We start from the raw sequence: 17,600 nt of genomic DNA, 5'->3' as shown, positions 1-17,600 counted from the left end.
TATTCCGGTGATGGTGAACAAGTGTATAAGGTACGAAATCTTTGAAAGATGACAAGATATGTTTTTTGCTCAAAAGTTTCAGTATCGGCTATGCCCTGGTAACGCTTGTGCTGTAATGAACCAGACCGGCATCTGCCGGATTGGCAGCAGCAGGGTGTGCCGGAAGCACGCGAACAGCGCAGCCAATTTCGCCGCTACTGTTGCAGTTAAACAGTCCCGAGTAGTGTGTTGTGCCGTTTTCGGTTTTTATAGGCGTCAGCGTCAGATATGACGGATTGACAATCACACCGCGACTATTAACACGTCCGTACACCGCCTGTACAAGCAAATGTTCAGGCTCGATCCCTGCCCGGCTGACTGCCGCCTGTACCTCGACAACTGAACCAACGCTGGCGTTGTTGGTACCAAAGATAGTGGCATCCCGAATGGAGAGCTCGTTCCATGAGCTGCGCACCTTGGTAAAAAACGCAACCAGGTTACGAGCGGCGGCAGCATTATCCTGCGTCATCTCCTTAAACCGATCCATGGCGCCGGTATATGAGCCGACAGTATAATCTTTTACCATCCGATGAGCGCTGAACTGCCACGCGAGGGAAGCAATGCTGCGTTTCATCATGGCAACCCAGCGTTCGGGGACCTTGCCGCCGTTGCTGATATCATAATGCATGGGTATGATTACGTGTTCCAGGATATCGTACAGCGTGAGGGCATCGGCAGCATCCTGTTCTTCGGGTTCGAACGATTCGCCACGTCCGATACAGAAGCCGTTCTCACCGTCGTACGCTTCGGCCCACCACCCATCCAGAATCGAGAAGTGCAGGCATCCGTTAACGGCAGCCTTCATTCCGCTTGTGCCGGATGCCTCGTAGGGTTTCCGGGGAGTGTTCAGCCAGATATCGCAACCGCGAACCATGAGTCTGGCAACATCCATGTTGTAGTCTTCCAGAAAGACAATTCGTCCGGCAAGTCCGTGTTCTGCAATCTTGGAGTGAACAGTTTGAATAAGTTCCTTGCCTGCGTTGTCGCGCGGGTGTGCCTTTCCGGCAAGGATGAACTGAACAGGGCGATCGGCATTGTTAACGATACGTGCCAGCCGCTCAACGTCCCACATCAGCAGATCTGCCCGTTTATACGTTGCAAACCGTCGTGCAAAGCCAATAGTGAGTACATCGGGATCCAGGAAGTTATGGATATGGGCGATCTGGCTTTGGGTAAGCGAGGTACTGTGTTTGCTCAGGATGTGTTCGCGGGCACCGATAACCAGCCTGTCGCGGCGCCGTTGATGAGCGCGCCACAGCTCGATTGACGGGATATTGTGGACGTTCTCCCACAGTTGCCGGTTATCGGGTTCGGAGCGCCACTGCGGACCCAGGTAGCGATCGTACAGGTCGGCAATCTCGGGGGCAACCCAGGTTTCGATATGGACACCGTTGGTAACCGACCCGATGGGAATTTCGTTGAGTTCGAAATCCGACCACACCGAGCGCCACATCTGGCGGGCCACTTCGCCGTGAAGTTTGCTGACGCCGTTGCGTGCGGAGCTGCCCCTGATGCCAAGGATTGTCATTGAAAAGCCCACGGTATTATCCGGCGTGCCGGTGGCACCCAGGGCCATAAACTCATCCCAGGTAAGCCCAAGCCCCTTGGCATAAGTAGCAAAGTGTTCCTCCAGAAGGTCGTGTGTAAACACTTCGTTGCCGGCAGGAACAGGCGTATGGGTAGTAAACACGGTGGAGGCAGCGGTTACCTGCCATGCCTGGCGGAAGTCCAGGCCGAGTTGCGTCATAAAAATCCGGCTGCGTTCCAGGGTAGCAAAGGCAGCATGTCCTTCGTTAAGATGGACGGCTGCGGGCTCGATACCCAGAGCCTGCAACGCACGCATACCGCCAATCCCGAGCAGGATCTCCTGCTTGATGCGGGTTTCACTGTCGCCGCCATACAAGCGGTCAGAAATACTGCGGAGTTCTTCGGTAGGATTCTCAGGGATGTTGGTATCGAGCAGGTACAACGGAATTCTGCCAACGCTCATCCGCCAGATTTGGGCGTGTGCGGTTCCCTCGGGCAGGTTAACGCTTACAAGCATGGGCGAGCCATTGGCCAGCATGACCCTGTGAATGGCAAGGTCGTGAAAATCCTGTTCTACATACTGTTCCTGCTGCCATCCGTTTTGGGTAAGGTACTGTCGGAAATACCCCTCCTGGTACAGCAGGCCCACGGCCACAAGTGGCAGGCCCAGATCGCTGGCGCTCTTCAGGTGGTCGCCGGCAAGCACGCCCAAGCCTCCTGAATAACTTGAAAAACTTTCGTGGATGCCAAACTCGGCGCAGAAGTAGGCAATGTAGGATGCGCTGTGTGGGCGAACCGAGGCGTACCATCCTGCCTCATCCATATAGGTACGGAACTCACGGTACACGTTCTGAAGGTCAGAAACAAAGTCGGGTCGCTGCGACAGCTGGACCAGCCGGTCATGGGTGAGACGTGAAAGCATTGCTACCGGGTTATGGTGTGTTTCTTCCCATAGCGACGGGTTCATGCGTCGGAATAAGTCAACAGCTTCTTTGTGCCAGCACCACCAGTAATTGTATGCCAGCTCCTTAAGCGGGACAAGTGGGGCGGGCATTGTGGGGGCAACAACAAATGTTGTGGTAGGTATCATAATGCAAAACTATGCTTGTTGGTTTGCCCGCATGTACTAACTTGATGCATTGGGGAGAACCCGCAGCTATTTGTAGAACCCTTCTGGAGGCAGAAATGGAACAGGCAGGGGGCTTAATCGATGTTCAAACCGGTATCGAGTTGTTACGTGCAGAGCATGTTGTGGCGATACCAACCGAAACGGTGTACGGGCTTGCAGCCCTGGCAGAATCGGCACCGGCATGCAGTCGGATTTTTACGGTGAAAAAACGGCCGGCAGCAAACCCTCTCATCGTTCATGTGGCCGATGGGGCGATGGCAGCGCAGATAGGCAGACTCGATGAGGTTAGCCAGATGCTGGTGCGGCATTTCTGGCCGGGACCGCTGACGGTTGTGGTGGACGTGGCAGCACAGCTTCCACCGGCAGTGACTGCCGGACTGAACACAGTAGCCATGCGGTGTCCGGCGCATACAATGGCACTGCAGATCATCACCGGAGTTGGCAAACCGCTGGTAGCACCAAGCGCCAACCCGTCGGGGACACCGAGTCCGACAACGGCACAACATGTTTTGAGTGATTACGATGGACGGATCCCGGTGATTGACGGTGGTTCGTGCAGGATTGGTCTGGAGAGTACGGTGGTGCGCGTAACCGGTGGTGCAGTTCACATCCTGCGACCGGGAGCCATCGTCAGGGCTCAGCTGCAGCGTGTGGTGCCATTACCGGTGGTAACCACTCCGTTAACGGGTACCGATGTTGTGCGATCACCCGGTACACGCTTCCGTCACTATGCGCCGTATGCTGCCGTAGAGCTCTTCACCGATGCCGACGAGCTTGAACAAGCGCTGGAAAACCGACCCAATGTTGTTGTGCTTTCCGAACTCCGGCCGCGGACCGAATGCAGGTGGCGTGTGCTGGACGCTGCCACGCTGTATTCAGAATTTCGGCGCGCCGATGCTGTGGGAGTGGAAAAAATTCTTGTACTTTGCAGTGGTGAAGTTCTCACTAATGAAGCATTAATGGACAGATTGCACCGTGCATCTCAACAACACAGCAGGGACTAAACGTACATGGTAGAAGCGCAGATTACAATCAGGAACAGGGCAGGTTTGCACACGCGTCCGGCTGCAATGTTGGTAAAGCTTGCCTCACAGTTCCAGAGTGATATTTATCTGGAGCGCAATGGATTTTCGATTAACGCCAAGAGTATCATTGGCGTGATGACGTTGGCAGCCGAGCAGGGGAGTACATTAGGTTTAACCGCAAGCGGCGCCGACGAAGCCGAGGCACTGCAGGCTGTAACTCAGTTGTTTGAGTCGGGTTTCGGTGAAGGATGAGCAGAAACGGTACCACATCTCTCGTACTCCAGGGTATCCCCGCATCGCCGGGGGTGGCTATCGGGCATGCCTTTGTGCTTGCCGCCCAGGTACCGGTGCACACGGGTACTACGAATGCCACGAACGAGCAGATCAATGTTGCCGAAGAATTACTGCGCTTCCATACGGCGGTTGAAACCGTGGTTATGGAGCTGCATCATGCGCGGAAGCTTGCCGAAGCCGAGGGGCCAACGGCCGTAACCATTGTTGATACGTTCATGCAAATTGTAAATGAACAGATGATGCATGAATCAATCCGTAACCAGATCTCGCAGTCAGTCAGCGCCGAAGTATCGGTTGCACGCGAGTTCGACGTGCACAGGACGATGCTGTACAAGGCCACTGACCCGTATCTGCGTTCGCGGGTGCTTGACCTTGACATGGTGAAGGAACGACTGATTGCAGCCCTCCGGAACAGAACCCTTAGGGTATCGGCCGGCATCAACAGCATCGTCATCGCACCGCATATCACGCCCCAGGAGATGCTCCAGTTTAAGTCAACCGGAACCATCGGGTACGTGACCGAGGTTGGTGGCATTAACTCGCACGTGTGTATTCTTGCGCGCGACATGAAGTACCCCGCCGTGATCGGGATAAAAGGGGCGAGCGACAAGATCAGAAATAATGATACGATTGTAATCGACGGGTATTCCGGAACCGTGGTTGTAGATCCCGATGCGGAGCTCCTGGAACATTATCAAAAAAAGTTAGAACGGGCAGAAGAGTACAGGCTGAAGCTTGAAACACTGTCGAACGTAAAAACCGTTACCACCGACGACCGTGAAATCACCCTGAATGCCAATATCGACGAGCCGGAGCAGGTAGATTCTGCCATGATGGCCGGCGCAGAGGGCATCGGTTTGGTGCGTACCGAGTACCTGCTGATGAAGCTTGGCAGGTATCCCACTACCTTCGAGCAGGCAGAGTGGTACCGGAACATCGCTCAGCGCGCCTTCCCCAAGCCTGTTACCTTTAGAGTGTTCGATGTTGGAGGTGATAAGTTCAGAGAGGGCATTCCGCACCGTGAAGACAATCCGGCCCTGGGCCTGCGCGGTATCCGCTTCCTGCTCTATCGTCCGGACATCTTCGAGAGTCAGATCTGCGCCATCCTGCGCGCCTCGGTGCACCGCAATGTCCGCCTGATGCTCCCTATGGTTTCGGGTGTGGAAGAGATCGATGCTGCACTTCAGAAAATTGCTGTCTGCAAAGACCGGCTTACTGCCGAGGGCGTGGAGTTTGACAAGCACATGCCGGTTGGTGTTATGATTGAAACCCCTGCTGCCGCTATCCTTGCAGATACTCTTGCACAGCGTGCCGACTTTATCAGCATTGGAACGAATGACCTGGCCCAGTACACGCTGGCCACCGACCGTACCAACGACCTTGTGGCTGAACTGTTCGAACCCCTGCATCCCGCAGTACTCCGACTAATTCAGCGCACCGTTCAAGCTGCCAATACGTACGGTAAAAGCGTCAGTGTTTGCGGCGAGCTGGCCGGTCACGGCTTTGCTACCGGTTTGCTCATCGGACTTGGCCTGCGTGAGCTGAGTGTTGCCCCGCAGCAGCTCTTGGAAATTAAACACCGTATTCTTTCGCTCAACTATGAGGCCTGCACTGAGCTGGTCTCGCACCTTATGCAGTGCACGTCGGCCGCCGATGTGTACGAGCTCCTGAATACCGTTAATGCCAAGTACGGAAAGGACGAGTTTGTGTGACCAAACGCGCGCGTGTATGGTGCGCTGTGATGCTGCTGCTGTCGGCAGTGGGAATCCGGGCACAAACAATACGCAATATTTTTATAAACCGTCATAACGTGTTTGACAGTACGCAGCGCGACTGGTTTTTTGGCGCTCCTCTTGCCAATGCGCTTCACTCCGTTACCAGAACCTACCTTATCGAGGATGAGTTGCTGCTGTTTGAAGGTGACGAAGCTGACAGCATCCTGCTTCTTGAAACCGAGCGTAATCTGCGTCGCACCGGCTTGTTTAGCAGCGTGAACGTGCAAACCATCGGGGCAGGGAGTGACGATCCGGACTCTGTTGACATCATCATCGAAACCCGCGACCGGTGGTCGCTCCTGCCCGCTCTGCTTGTTGGAACCGGTGGTGGTATCTCGAACCTGGGTGCCAAGCTTACCGAAGAGAATCTTCTTGGCACGGGCACTCAGTGTACGGCTCAGGCATTGCATCGTACCGAGAACGATATCGGCTGGGAAGGCATGGTACATGTTGCCCAGCGGAGACTGTTCAGATCGGAATTTGCCCTGGAGGCTCTTGTTCAGGCAAACGCCGTACGTACGGATCAGATGCTGACGATTGCAAAGGCGTATCGGACTACACAAACTCCGTGGGCAGGAGGCGTACAGGTTGCACGGAGCTTTGGCGCACTGTTCAGTTATGCCGATACCGTTGGTTTCCGGCAGCTTCCGTTTTCGGAGAACACCGCCTCGGCGTGGATATCACAATCGTACGGTACTGACGACCTGCTTTTTGTAACTGGTGCGCTTACCCTGAACAACGCCAGCCGCAACAGTCCCGGTATCAGGCAGGCATTCGACAACACAGGCAGTCTGCTCGTGAGTTTTTCATCACTCTCGGCGTTGTACTCGAGAAACCATTTTCTAAATGGATACGAAACCGAAGATGTTGCTGAAGGGGGCTGGGGCAACGTCACCCTTGGTCGGGTGTTCTCACTTGGAAATGGCGGGCAAACCATGTGGTACATTGGCGGAGAAGCTCGTAAAAGTCTGTATGTAATGCCGTCATTGTATGCCGACGGTTTGGTGCAAGGGGGCTCAGGCTTTGGCAGGGTCCCGGAAGGACAAGTTGCGGGCTCCCGGGCTCTGTACACATTTGTGGGTGTGCAGGGTATTGGTCACTGGCGTGCCTCTGACAATCTTGTGCTCACAGCACGGGTGCTTGCTCAGGCATCCTGGAACTGGAATGCTTACAGGCAGTTAGTCCTTGATTTTGAAAGCGGTCTGCGAGGATATTCTGCCAATGCTTTTGCCGGTGACAACCGCATGATTTCAAACGTTGAGCTTCGGTGGTTCCCGCAGTGGACGGTATGGATTGCCGGTATAAGCGGTGTTGCATTTTACGATGCCGGTACTGTATGGAACCAGGGTACGCCGCTGACCTCGGCACGATTCCACAATTCAGTAGGCATCGGAGTTCGCCTTCACAACCTGAAGGCCTCCGGTAACGATGCCATCTTCCGGTTCGATCTTGCATATAACCTTGATGAACATCGGTTCGGCGGACTGATCTTTACCACAAATCAGCTGTTCAGTGCCTTTGGTACTTTGATATTCTCCACACCACAATTGTACGGAAGCGTAAATGACGAGCGATAACATAGCAAATATTGCTGACTTTATTGATCATACGGTATTAAAGCCTGACAGCACAATTAAACACGTTGAGCAACTGTGTGCCGAAGCCACGCAGTACAATTTTGCTTCTGTCTGTATTCTTCCACGATGGGTTGAGCATGCCGCATCGCTGTTTTCCCGTGTATGTACGGTTGTCGGATTCCCGCTTGGTGCGTCGGCCACATCCGTTAAGGTGTTTGAATCAGTGACCGCCATACAGCATGGCGCAACCGAAATTGACGTTGTTGCATCGGTCACGTCGTTAAAAAGCGGACGTTTCGACGAGGTGTTTACCGACATAAGCGAGGTCACAAATGCTGTCCACTCCGAAGGGAAAATCGTAAAAGTTATCATTGAAGCCTGTTTGCTCTCGCATGACGAGAAACTGCGGATGTGCGAGATTGTCAGCAGGGCAGGGGCTGACTACATTAAAACCAGTACCGGCTTTTCTGCCGGGGGTGCTACCATTGCCGACGTTGAATTGCTGAAGCAACACGTCGCACCCGACGTTCTTGTGAAAGCCTCGGGTGGAATCAGAGATGCCGATACCGCCCGTGCAATGATCCGTGCCGGTGCAAGCCGGCTTGGCACTTCGTCCGGAATTGCAATCGTAACAGCAAAACGGCAGTAGCGATGGGGGATTGGCATGCATTGCTTGAAAGGCATGGCTGGCACTTGGAAAACAGGAAATAATGTCGTATAATGGTTCAAATCAGTTTGTCCATTATTGGGAAGGACGTGTGATGAACTCTCTCTCTCTCTCTCTCTCTGAGAGTCATGTATTCCGGAAGTGGTCGAAGGTAGCGGTCCGAATCATTCTAATGCTGGTTATGATACCTGCTCTACATGTTGAAGCAGTGGCCGAGGATCAGGGGCCACCAGTTAATCCATTTTGTGCCTGGCCCCCGCCATACCCTGACCCCAATTGTACCGATCCTTTGTTTTATGGATATAGCAAGGAGTTCTATGTACCGGTTTCGGCGATGCCACCGTGCAGCGTCAAGGTGAAGGTGTTCGGTAGTAAGCGTTGTGATGATTTTGAGCTTGGGGATCTTTGGTGGATGGATGATTTTAGTCCTCCGGGATGTATGACAAGAGAACAGCTCTTCCAGAGCTATTCCTATGGGAACTTGATTGATGCAATACAGCGGGAATTTAATAAACTGCTGGCTATAGAATCGGAAACGAAAGTACCTCCAAAGCAAATTCCTACATGTCCAAACGTTAGAACGTATCGTTCCGGCGTTGCGTCACCGTGTAGGAAGGCAATGGTGTACTGGACGTACTCAACGAATTTTGTATCGGTTTCATCGGATCCGGGGTATGTTGGGATTGAATACGATCCAACCAAGCCATGGTCGTGGTACGAGGCTCAAAAACCATTAGGAGCCACAAATGTACAGGTGGTGATGGAGATCTGTAAGGAGGCGGGCTGCTGCATGAGACTGGTGAACGTGTGTAAAGGCGAAGCTGGAGAAGTGATCGTGTTGGCAGGTGAATTTATCTCCGATCCCATCAGCTGCTGGACGTATCCCATTGACCCGAACTGCAATGTTATCTGGTGTAATCAGTGGTGGTAACTAACGATAACGTATTCCAATTGACTAATATGAAACCCTGAAAGGTATCCGTATGAAACAGCTATGCGCGTGTGCCGTGTTTTGCATCTGCGCTGTTGCAGTTACAACTGTGGCGTCGGCACAAGTTCTGGAACGCCTGAATGATTACGGCCTAACCGGCTTTTGGCATCAAACCAAACCAATATCGGACAATGAGTACATTATTGTAGCCGGCAGTGGTACGCTAATTTGTTGGAATGTGGAAGAGCGCACCTTTGTGAAGCAATCTGTGTTACAATGCCGTGCTCTGACCTCGTTTACTTCAGCTAACGGGAACTGGTATCTTGGGACCGACAATGGCGCGATATTGGCATCAGGTAATAGAGGTGAGACTTGGGACGAAGTAGGCAATGTTGGTGCATGGATATCGGATTTGCAGGCTATTGGTGGCACGGTTTATGGGATTTCGTACAGTGGGGATGTGTTTATTTACGATGAGCTGACAGGGAAGCTGAACATTGCTCTGCAGCGGCAGGACAGACAGTTTACCTGTCTTGATGTCAACGGCCCGGTAATCACTGTTGCAGGCACGAAGGGTGTAATCGTTCAAAGTCAGGACGGCGGCACCAACTGGGAGACTCTGCAGTCTGACACTGCCAACCGTATTACTGCAATCTGCCGGGTGGATGATACAACGCTGGTGTTCGGTGGGACTGCCACGCGGTTGTGGACGTCGGATGACAACGGACGGACAATGGCTCATCGAACCGTACTAAGCTGGATGTATTATACCGAGGAGGGAATACCGGGCGTGAAGTATGACCCAATCAATAGCATCATTTATTACCACAACAAACTGATGGCTGTCGGGAGTATGCCAACGAGATTAGGGTTGCTGCCGCGCTATGGCATCTACGTGTCAACCAATTCCGGTAAATACTGGAAACAGTATGAGCTGCCGGAAACCCCGATAGAGCTTCCTGTACGGTTTCAGATTGCCGGTGCCATCCTGCCCAGACCGAATGGCTCAGTGTATGTTGTAGAACCGGGCTGGGATGAACCTGGCTCGGTCAGAATTTCATGGCTTGCACCCGACCTGACTCCGAGTGTTGATACCATGTTTTTCCAACAAAATTTAATGTTTACTGAAAAAACGAGCAATTTGCAGAAAAGCGGGAGTGAAGCCGTTGCAGGCGCATATCAGTGGCAGAACAATCAACTACACAGGCTTATATTCACGGACGCTGACCCGGACGTGTATGGTGAAGGTCACCGTTTAACTGTCATTCAAAACAGCACTGACCGGGGCTTGTCCTGGACCACCACTGGCGAGCTGGTCACACCCCAGCGAATCAAGTGGTGGCACGTGGCAACCGACAGGATTTATCTGTGTGCGGGACTGCGGGAGAACAAAGGAATACCGGACCGTGTAGCAATGTCCACCGACGGAGGCGCGACGTTTACGTTTTCTCCGTCGCTCCCACGCCTAATGGAATCGGCGGTGGGTGACGAGCAGGGGCGACAGCTTGTGATGTTTTGCCGGAATAATGATACGGTTGGACAGGAGATACAGAAGGGAATGTTGTTTGACCTGCAACCGGACGGAACCTGTACTCGAATTGAACTCCCAAAACTGGCACAGCGATTTTCAATTAACACCCCGTTGGTATACAACGATTCACTGTACGTACCTGTTTGGGAGGTTGACACCAGCGGTAAGGTGATACATTCCTGGATCATTTCAAATTCGTTACCACTAACGACCTGGAACATACGATCCATCCCGTTTTCATTCGAGAACCTAAAACCATTTTACCAAATGGGTATTTGGGCCGTAACCAAACGCTATATCTATCTAAACTCAGGTGAGCTACGTGTAGCAACCTATGATTTGGAAACCGAAACTGTAACTGAAGAAAACGTTTGGCCAGAAATTGATCTAACGGATCCATGGACCATCACGAGAGATCTATATATCTTTGTTGCAGCAGATGATAACCTTCTTTATACACCTGGTGGGGCCTTGAGAATGCGTTCCAAGTTGGAGACACAATGGCGCACCATCCCACGATGTTCTGAAGGAATCCCCGCTTTGGGCACAATAAGTGCAATCATCCGGATGGATTCAGTAAGTTGGTTTATCGGGTATTCTAACGCAATGTACTGGCTTCGGCTTGATGGTACCAATACGTCGGTCACCGAACGTCCGCTTCCGGTATACGAGGTGCGTGGCGTCGTACTTCGCCACAGTCAGCCGATGGATCTACATCTATCTACAATTAACGCAACATTATACACTGCGAACGGCGAAGCTGTAGCCGTGGCTGCGCGCAACGGAGATACCAACACAGAGTTTCGGGTACCGTTCGTGGCCTCCGGCGTGTATTACCTAGTAGAGGTCACGAACAGTGAGCATGTTGTCACCCGGGTCATGATAATGCCATAGAAAGAATCTTGTGTGGAGTGAACGTTCACTGTGGTTATTCTTGACCACCGTACTTCGTAGCCCACTGGCCCTGGAGAATATGGATACGATGTTGCAGGGCAGCCCCGCGTGGTTGCCCCCACGAAACAACATAAAAAACGAAACCGTAGGGGCGACCCCATGTGGTCGCCTGCACGTTTGGAACCAACCGTAAATCATATGAAACCGTAGGGCCAATCCCATGTGGTCGCCCCCACGAAACAACATAAAAAACGATAAATCCATAGGAACCGATTTAGGGTGTCACATTTCCCTATCGTTCCTCCACTGTACCTCAACAGCAATTGCTCCGGAATTCCTAAGGTTCTTTACGTAGGCTGCGCAACGCAGCCGACCGGTCGAGCTGTAGTGGTAGGTGGTGATGCACGATGGTGGAGGAGGAGGGGGTGGGGCCCGAAGGGCCGTAGTCTGTCTGCTCGGGATTTTGTGTCGTGGTTTGGATGTGTAGATGGGTTGTGTTAAACCGTAATGTGGGTATGAAACTCTGTGGGGCAACCCCACGTGGTCGTCCCGCGGAACAACAACACAAACCAGACGCACAGCGTGCACTCCAACACGCAGCATATCCAACAATTTGTGAGCCTGCTACCCCCCCCAATAAAGCCCGCAGGGATCAGGGGAGGGGGCAGGGGGTAGCACCGCGCACCCCTATGGAGTGTAGCATCTGCGAACGCCAAGGATGCGGGAAGGTGTGGGAAATTGGAGGAAATTTGGAAATGTGTGTTGCAACACGTATATTTGTATCGTTGTTGTTACACATACATTTCATCCACTTTTCTTATTGGGGTAAAACATGACACAATGGACAATTGACAAGGCGCACAGTAATGTTGACTTTAAGATAAAGCACCTCATGATTAACACCGTTTCAGGTCATTTTGCAGATTTTAGCGGTGAGGTAAAGAGCAATGGTACCACCTTCGACGATGCGTCTGTACAGTTTACAGCTCAAATCTCCTCCATTAACACCGGGGTAGAATCACGCGATAACCATCTGAAGAGCGCTGACTTCTTCGATGCCGAAAACCACCCTACAATGTCGTTCGTATCCACATCGTTTACCAAGACCGGTGACGATACGTACAAACTCGCCGGCGACCTAACCATTCGCGGAACCACAAAACCTGTAGAGCTGGCTGTTGAGTTTGGCGGTACTATTGTTGACCCGTACGGACAAACCAAGGCAGGCTTCGAAGCTACGGGTAGCCTGAACCGTAAAGACTTTGGTCTGAACTGGAACGGTTTAACCGAAGCAGGCGGAATTGTTGTTAGCGATACCGTCCGCCTGGCACTGAACATACAGTTGCTGCAACAAACACAAGCATAATAACAACGAAAATAAAAAATAATAAAATCAGAATATTGAAAGGGGCTTTGGTATGCGGACAATAAAGATTGTTACGAGCGGACTTACTACATCGGTTGGACCACTGCGCGTAGCTCAGCCCCTTCCTGTTCATGCCCTTCGTGATGCAGATCCGTTTATCCTGCTGCACCATGCCGGACCGCAAACGTTTGAGCCGGGCTCTGAAGTTCACAAGGTTGAAGAGCATCCACACCGGGGCTTTGAACCGGTGACGTTTGTGTACAAGGGAAGCGTGCTGCACCGCGATTCGCTGGGTAACGAAGGGGTAATCGGCGACGATGAGGTGCAGTGGATTACCAGTGGCCGGGGAATTATGCATGAAGAAGGACCAACGGCCGAAATGGCGTCGCAGAACGGTACGCTTGAACTAATTCAGCTGTGGGTGAACCTCCCGGCAAACAAGAAGCTGATGGACCCTGCCTACCAGGAACTGCATCGTGACTTACTGCCGGTTGTGACTGCCCTGGATGGGAAGGCAGCAATGCGCGTGGTTGCCGGAACATACATGAACACCACCGGGCCCGCCGTTACACAGTCACCCATTGTTGCAGTCATGGGACGTATCACGGAAGGGGCTAAAGGTACCCTGGAATTGCCTCCACTGGATACAACGCTGCTGTATGTGCTGGGAGGTACACTAACCGTGGGCGACCAGTCTGTTGATGAGAAACGTCTGGTATTGTTTAACCCGCCGGAACAGGATATGCCCGACAGTAACATCACGGTTGAAGCTCACTCAGATGCCCGGATTTTATTGGTTGCCGGCAAACCCCATGGCGAGCCGATTGCCACCTATGGACCGTTTGTTATGAACACTGAAGAAGAACTGCACGATGCCTTCAGGGATCTTGCAGGCGGGAAGTTCGGAAGCATCTACGGATAACAGGTAGAATACCGTCTCCCGGTTTTTCTCCGGTTCTTCACTTTCCATTTCGTTTTTTGTGTTCCGTGTGTTATGTTACGCATACACAAATCAGGTGGACGGGATGACGTTGCATATAACAGGGGGCGACATCTTAGCCGGACGGTTGTTCAACATTGACCTGGACGGGAAGATTCTATCATGGAAAGAAGCGCTGTACGAGGGGCACCTTTCCGACTATGCCAATGTTCAGGAGTCTGGACGACAGGCGTTTAACCGCAACCGTGCCACATTTATCAGTTCGCGCGGCTGGGGAGATGCCGAAAAGGTTTTCAGATCAATGAACAATCGTGACCTTCTCCTGCTGAGTCCGTACTGGAAGGAAGTTGTGCTCTGGCTGGAACACGATCTGTCAGATCAGCTCTGCATGGCGCAGGTAATCACTCTGCTTCAACGGTCAGGTCGGCTACACCGGCTGGACGTCCGGTATGCATCAGCCGAAAAACCATTCTCGTACTACACCGATTCTGAACTGCACCTGTTCTCGCAGTCGCCCCGGGCTGTTACACCCACACTTGCCAATATGTACGTGAGCTTTTGGGAATACGTTTGTGGCAGCCGCCATCAGCAGGCTACGTATGCTGACCATGGCGTACTACACAGGGCAGCCCGGCAGTGGGAGCTGCTGCAGCCGGCAGACGATGGGCTGAGTGCTTTTGACCGGCATGTTATCGAGGTGGTCCACAAGTATAATGAACTGCGAATTGATGTGCTGCTGCAAATTCTCAATGCCGAAAACGGATATGCTGCCTTTTGGACAGAGATGCTCTTCGTATCCAGAGTGCATGACCTGGTGCAGCGAACACCGGCCCTACAAACGGTAGATAACATTGTTAAGTATTCAAACCAGACAGTGGCTGATGCGTGAGTATTAGCGTAATTTAATAAATCGATGGCCCTGCTTCTTTTACTGGTGACCGGATGTGCAATGGTGCTAACGCCTGCTTACTCACAAGCACAGCAGTTGTATTTCCCTCCCACCACCGATACACTGTGGGAGACAGTCAGTTTTTCGGAGCTCGGGTGGTGCCCGGAACATACCGATACACTCTACTCCTTCCTTGAAGCTACCAACAGTAAGGCATTCATTGTGCTGAAGAACGGACGTATTGCCATTGAATGGTATGGGACGGACTTCTCGGTGAACAAGAACTGGTACTGGGCCAGCGCTGCAAAAACAATTACGGCTGTTCTTGTGGGAATGCTGAACCAGGACGGGACGCTTGATATCACTCGGCCAACATCGGATTATCTTGGCAGCGGGTGGACGAGTTTACCGGCCGAACAAGAACAGAACATTACGCTGTGGCACCAACTGACGATGACGACCGGATTAGACGATGACGTTGAAGATGTGGACTGTACGCTGCCGTCATGCCTTACCTACAAGGCGGAGCCCGGAACCCGGTGGGCTTATCACAATGCTGCCTATACCATGCTGCACAAGGTCATCGAGGCAGCGTCTGATCAAAAAGTCAACACCATTCTTAACGAGAGGCTGAAGTCAAAAACCGGAATGGATGGGCTCTTTATTAATAGCGGGTATAACAACGTGATGTACAGCACTGCCCGGTCCATGGCACGGTTCGGACTGCTGACACTTGCCAACTTTACGTGGAACGGTCAGACGGTTTTTAGTGATTCCAACTACATCCGCTCGATGCTGAATACGTCACAGCCCCTTAACAAAAGTTATGGTTATTTGTGGTGGCTTAATGGCAAGGAAAGCTTCATGGTGCCACGGACACAGTTTGTGTTTAAGGGAAGTGCCGTACCAAATGCACCTGCCGATATGGTGAGCGGTCTTGGAACCAACAACCAGGTTGTCAGCGTTATTCCGTCAATGAACATGGTGGTGGTTCGGATGGGGAACAATGCCGGCGATGCCGAATCCGAAAATTCGCTGGTTTTTGTCAACAATCTGTGGAGTACGCTGCGTCTGGTAATGTGCAGCAGTACCGCCGTACAAGCTGATGAATCCGGACACCGTTACGATTTTCTGGTAGGCCAGCGTACCGTTCCTGCCGGTACCCGCGTTGTTGTTGTTAACGTGCTGGGCAGAACCGTGGGGTGCTTCGAGGGACCTGACAGCGTTCCTGAAAGCCTCAGTAATGCTGCGATTTCGGTGTCAAACGTTACCGGTGCAACGCGAGTTCCCACAGTGTATATGCTTGTACGATAATTTGCAATTTCCCGGTCTGATTTGTAATGTTTTGTACATTCTTTCGATGGTAGGGGGCTTGGGCATACTGCTGTTTGCCTTCCGCGGACTGATGCGCTTGGTGCAACTACTCTACTGCCAGAGGCTTATCCAGCAGCTCCAGGCCGGGTGTCCGTTCCAGAGTGTACTGAATTTCCCAGTCATTTTTAAATAATGCAACTGGCCGGTTCTGCTCATCAAGAACAAGAGGAACTGCATTGGCTGGACGCACACTGCCGGCTATCCATCGGGTGCGGGTAAATGGCTGCTGCTCTAAACGAACCTGCTCGTTGTACTCATTTTCCATCCGCCACGAAAACAATTCCAGTTGCAGCGTACCAACAACGCCAACGTATGGGGTTGGCCCACCGGCTGCATCGGTAAAAATCTGAATCACACCTTCTTCACGCAGTTGTTCAATTCCTTTACGAAAACTCTTGGAATACGATCCGGTTTTTGGCCACACGCGGGCAAAAATCTCAGGTGCAAATCGTGGAAACTGTGGCAGGAAGAGCTTGGAGCGTTCAGTCAGCACGTCGCCAACCTGGAACAGGCCAGGATTGGTGAGGCCAATTACGTCGCCCGGGAACGCTTCATCCACGATAGCGCGATCCCTTCCGAAAATCTCGAACGGGTAGTTCAGCTTTGTTGTTTTGCCTGAGCGAGGATGCAGAGCTGTAAGCCCACGGGTGAAGGTGCCACTGACGATTCTACAGAACGAAATTCTGTCGCGGTGAGCCTTGTTCATATTTGCCTGAACCTTGTACACGAAACCGGTGAATTCTTCCGATTCCGGTGTCACCACTACGGTTTCACCCTTGTCGGTAACCATAGAACAAGGCTGAGGGCGGGGCGCAAGGGTAAGCACTTCATTCAGGAAGTGCTCAACACCAAACGTGGTTAAAGCACTTCCCCAGTACACAGGCGTACATACTTCGTGCAGAAAATCAGTGGTGGCGAACGGTGGGATCACATGGTTAACGAATTCCAGTTCGGCAAGAAGTTTATCATGCTGAGTCTCGCCGATCGATGTACGAAGTGCCGGCCCGGCAATGTCGGCAATATGAACAGGCGCCTTCGTTCGGCCGCCGGCAGTCCGTTCAAACTCGTAAAACTGGTTTTGTTCGCGGTCGTAAATCCCCCGGAAATCCGATCCCGTACCAACAGGCCAGGTGCGGGGAATTGCCGCAATACCAAGAACCTGCTCTACCTCGTCCAGCAGCTCCAATGGGTCGCGTGACGGCCTGTCCAGTTTATTCATGAACGTTATTATCGGGATTTTGCGATCACGGCACACCCTGAACAGTTTTATCGTCTGCTCCTGAACACCGCGCCCTACATCCAGAAGCATGATAGCCGCATCAACGGCCATCAGTGTCCGGTACGTATCCTCCGAGAAATCCTGGTGTCCGGGTGTGTCAAGGATGTTCAGGATCAGGCCGTTATAATGCACCCTCATGGCACTCGAGCTTACGCTGATACCGCGTTGCTGTTCAATACCCATCCAGTCGGACGTGGTCGTGGAATGCTTGCCGCCGGTAACGGCGCCGGCCTCGTGAATGGCACCGGAATACAACAGCAACTTTTCGGTGAGCGTGGTTTTGCCGGCGTCGGGGTGACTGATGATGGCAACGGTTCTGCGTTTCTGAATTTCGGTTCGTGCGTCTGACATATCGTACAAAGC

At 52.4% G+C, this 17,600-nt stretch carries 13 protein-coding genes; 11 read left to right on the top strand and 2 right to left on the bottom strand.

Features of this window, described 5'->3' with window-relative positions; translation table 11 throughout:
* Positions 1-88: 88 nt before the first annotated feature.
* Positions 89-2,656 carry an alpha-glucan family phosphorylase gene (gene glgP / locus HRU79_03525; GenBank protein ID QOJ25768.1) on the bottom strand — a complete coding sequence of 856 codons (2,568 nt, stop codon included), beginning with the start codon at positions 2,654-2,656 and terminating at the stop codon, positions 89-91.
* Between the two features lie 95 nt (positions 2,657-2,751).
* On the opposite strand from glgP, the gene HRU79_03520 reads away from it, so the two are divergent.
* The 11 genes from HRU79_03520 to HRU79_03470 all read left to right on the top strand — a co-directional run bounded on the left by HRU79_03520 (position 2,752) and on the right by HRU79_03470 (position 15,898).
* The gene (locus HRU79_03520; GenBank protein ID QOJ25767.1) at positions 2,752-3,699 is read left to right on the top strand and encodes a threonylcarbamoyl-AMP synthase; all 948 of its coding nucleotides are present in this window, start codon (positions 2,752-2,754) and stop codon (positions 3,697-3,699) included.
* A gap of 6 nt (positions 3,700-3,705) precedes the next feature.
* Positions 3,706-3,972 carry an HPr family phosphocarrier protein gene (locus tag HRU79_03515; protein QOJ25766.1) on the top strand — a complete coding sequence of 89 codons (267 nt, stop codon included), beginning with the start codon at positions 3,706-3,708 and terminating at the stop codon, positions 3,970-3,972.
* Positions 3,969-5,726, top strand: coding sequence for a phosphoenolpyruvate--protein phosphotransferase (gene ptsP / locus HRU79_03510; protein QOJ25765.1), 1,758 nt, complete (start codon positions 3,969-3,971; stop codon positions 5,724-5,726). Before HRU79_03515 ends, ptsP begins: the two co-directional genes overlap by 4 nt.
* 26 nt (positions 5,727-5,752) lie before the next feature.
* A complete protein-coding gene (locus tag HRU79_03505; GenBank protein ID QOJ25764.1) occupies positions 5,753-7,366 on the top strand; it encodes a BamA/TamA family outer membrane protein in 1,614 nt (537 codons plus the stop codon).
* Positions 7,353-8,015 (top strand): deoxyribose-phosphate aldolase, encoded by a 663-nt coding sequence (deoC, locus tag HRU79_03500; GenBank protein ID QOJ25763.1) that lies wholly within the window; start codon positions 7,353-7,355, stop codon positions 8,013-8,015. Before HRU79_03505 ends, deoC begins: the two co-directional genes overlap by 14 nt.
* A gap of 199 nt (positions 8,016-8,214) precedes the next feature.
* On the top strand, positions 8,215-8,964 hold the full coding sequence (locus HRU79_03495) for a hypothetical protein (GenBank protein ID QOJ25762.1): 750 nt from the start codon (positions 8,215-8,217) through the stop codon (positions 8,962-8,964).
* 52 nt (positions 8,965-9,016) lie between these two features.
* Entirely contained in the window at positions 9,017-11,389 is a 2,373-nt protein-coding gene (locus HRU79_03490) for a hypothetical protein (protein ID QOJ25761.1), read from the top strand.
* An 832-nt stretch (positions 11,390-12,221) separates the two neighbouring features.
* Positions 12,222-12,755, top strand: a complete 534-nt coding sequence (locus HRU79_03485; protein QOJ25760.1) for a YceI family protein — start codon at positions 12,222-12,224, stop codon at positions 12,753-12,755.
* A gap of 52 nt (positions 12,756-12,807) precedes the next feature.
* Entirely contained in the window at positions 12,808-13,677 is an 870-nt protein-coding gene (locus HRU79_03480) for a pirin family protein (GenBank protein ID QOJ25759.1), read from the top strand.
* Between the two features lie 103 nt (positions 13,678-13,780).
* Positions 13,781-14,584 (top strand): DUF1835 domain-containing protein, encoded by an 804-nt coding sequence (locus HRU79_03475; GenBank protein ID QOJ25758.1) that lies wholly within the window; start codon positions 13,781-13,783, stop codon positions 14,582-14,584.
* Between the two features lie 96 nt (positions 14,585-14,680).
* The gene (locus HRU79_03470; protein ID QOJ27256.1) at positions 14,681-15,898 is read left to right on the top strand and encodes a beta-lactamase family protein; all 1,218 of its coding nucleotides are present in this window, start codon (positions 14,681-14,683) and stop codon (positions 15,896-15,898) included.
* A gap of 106 nt (positions 15,899-16,004) precedes the next feature.
* Here HRU79_03470 and HRU79_03465 read toward each other — a convergent pair whose 3' ends face one another.
* Positions 16,005-17,588, bottom strand: a complete 1,584-nt coding sequence (locus HRU79_03465) for a peptide chain release factor 3 (protein ID QOJ25757.1) — start codon at positions 17,586-17,588, stop codon at positions 16,005-16,007.
* Positions 17,589-17,600: the final 12 nt, after the last annotated feature.

Source organism: Ignavibacteria bacterium (genome assembly GCA_015709655.1).
Classification (GTDB): Bacteria; Bacteroidota; Ignavibacteria; order Kapaibacteriales; family Kapaibacteriaceae; genus OLB6.
This window is presented reverse-complemented; position numbering and strand designations above follow the sequence as displayed.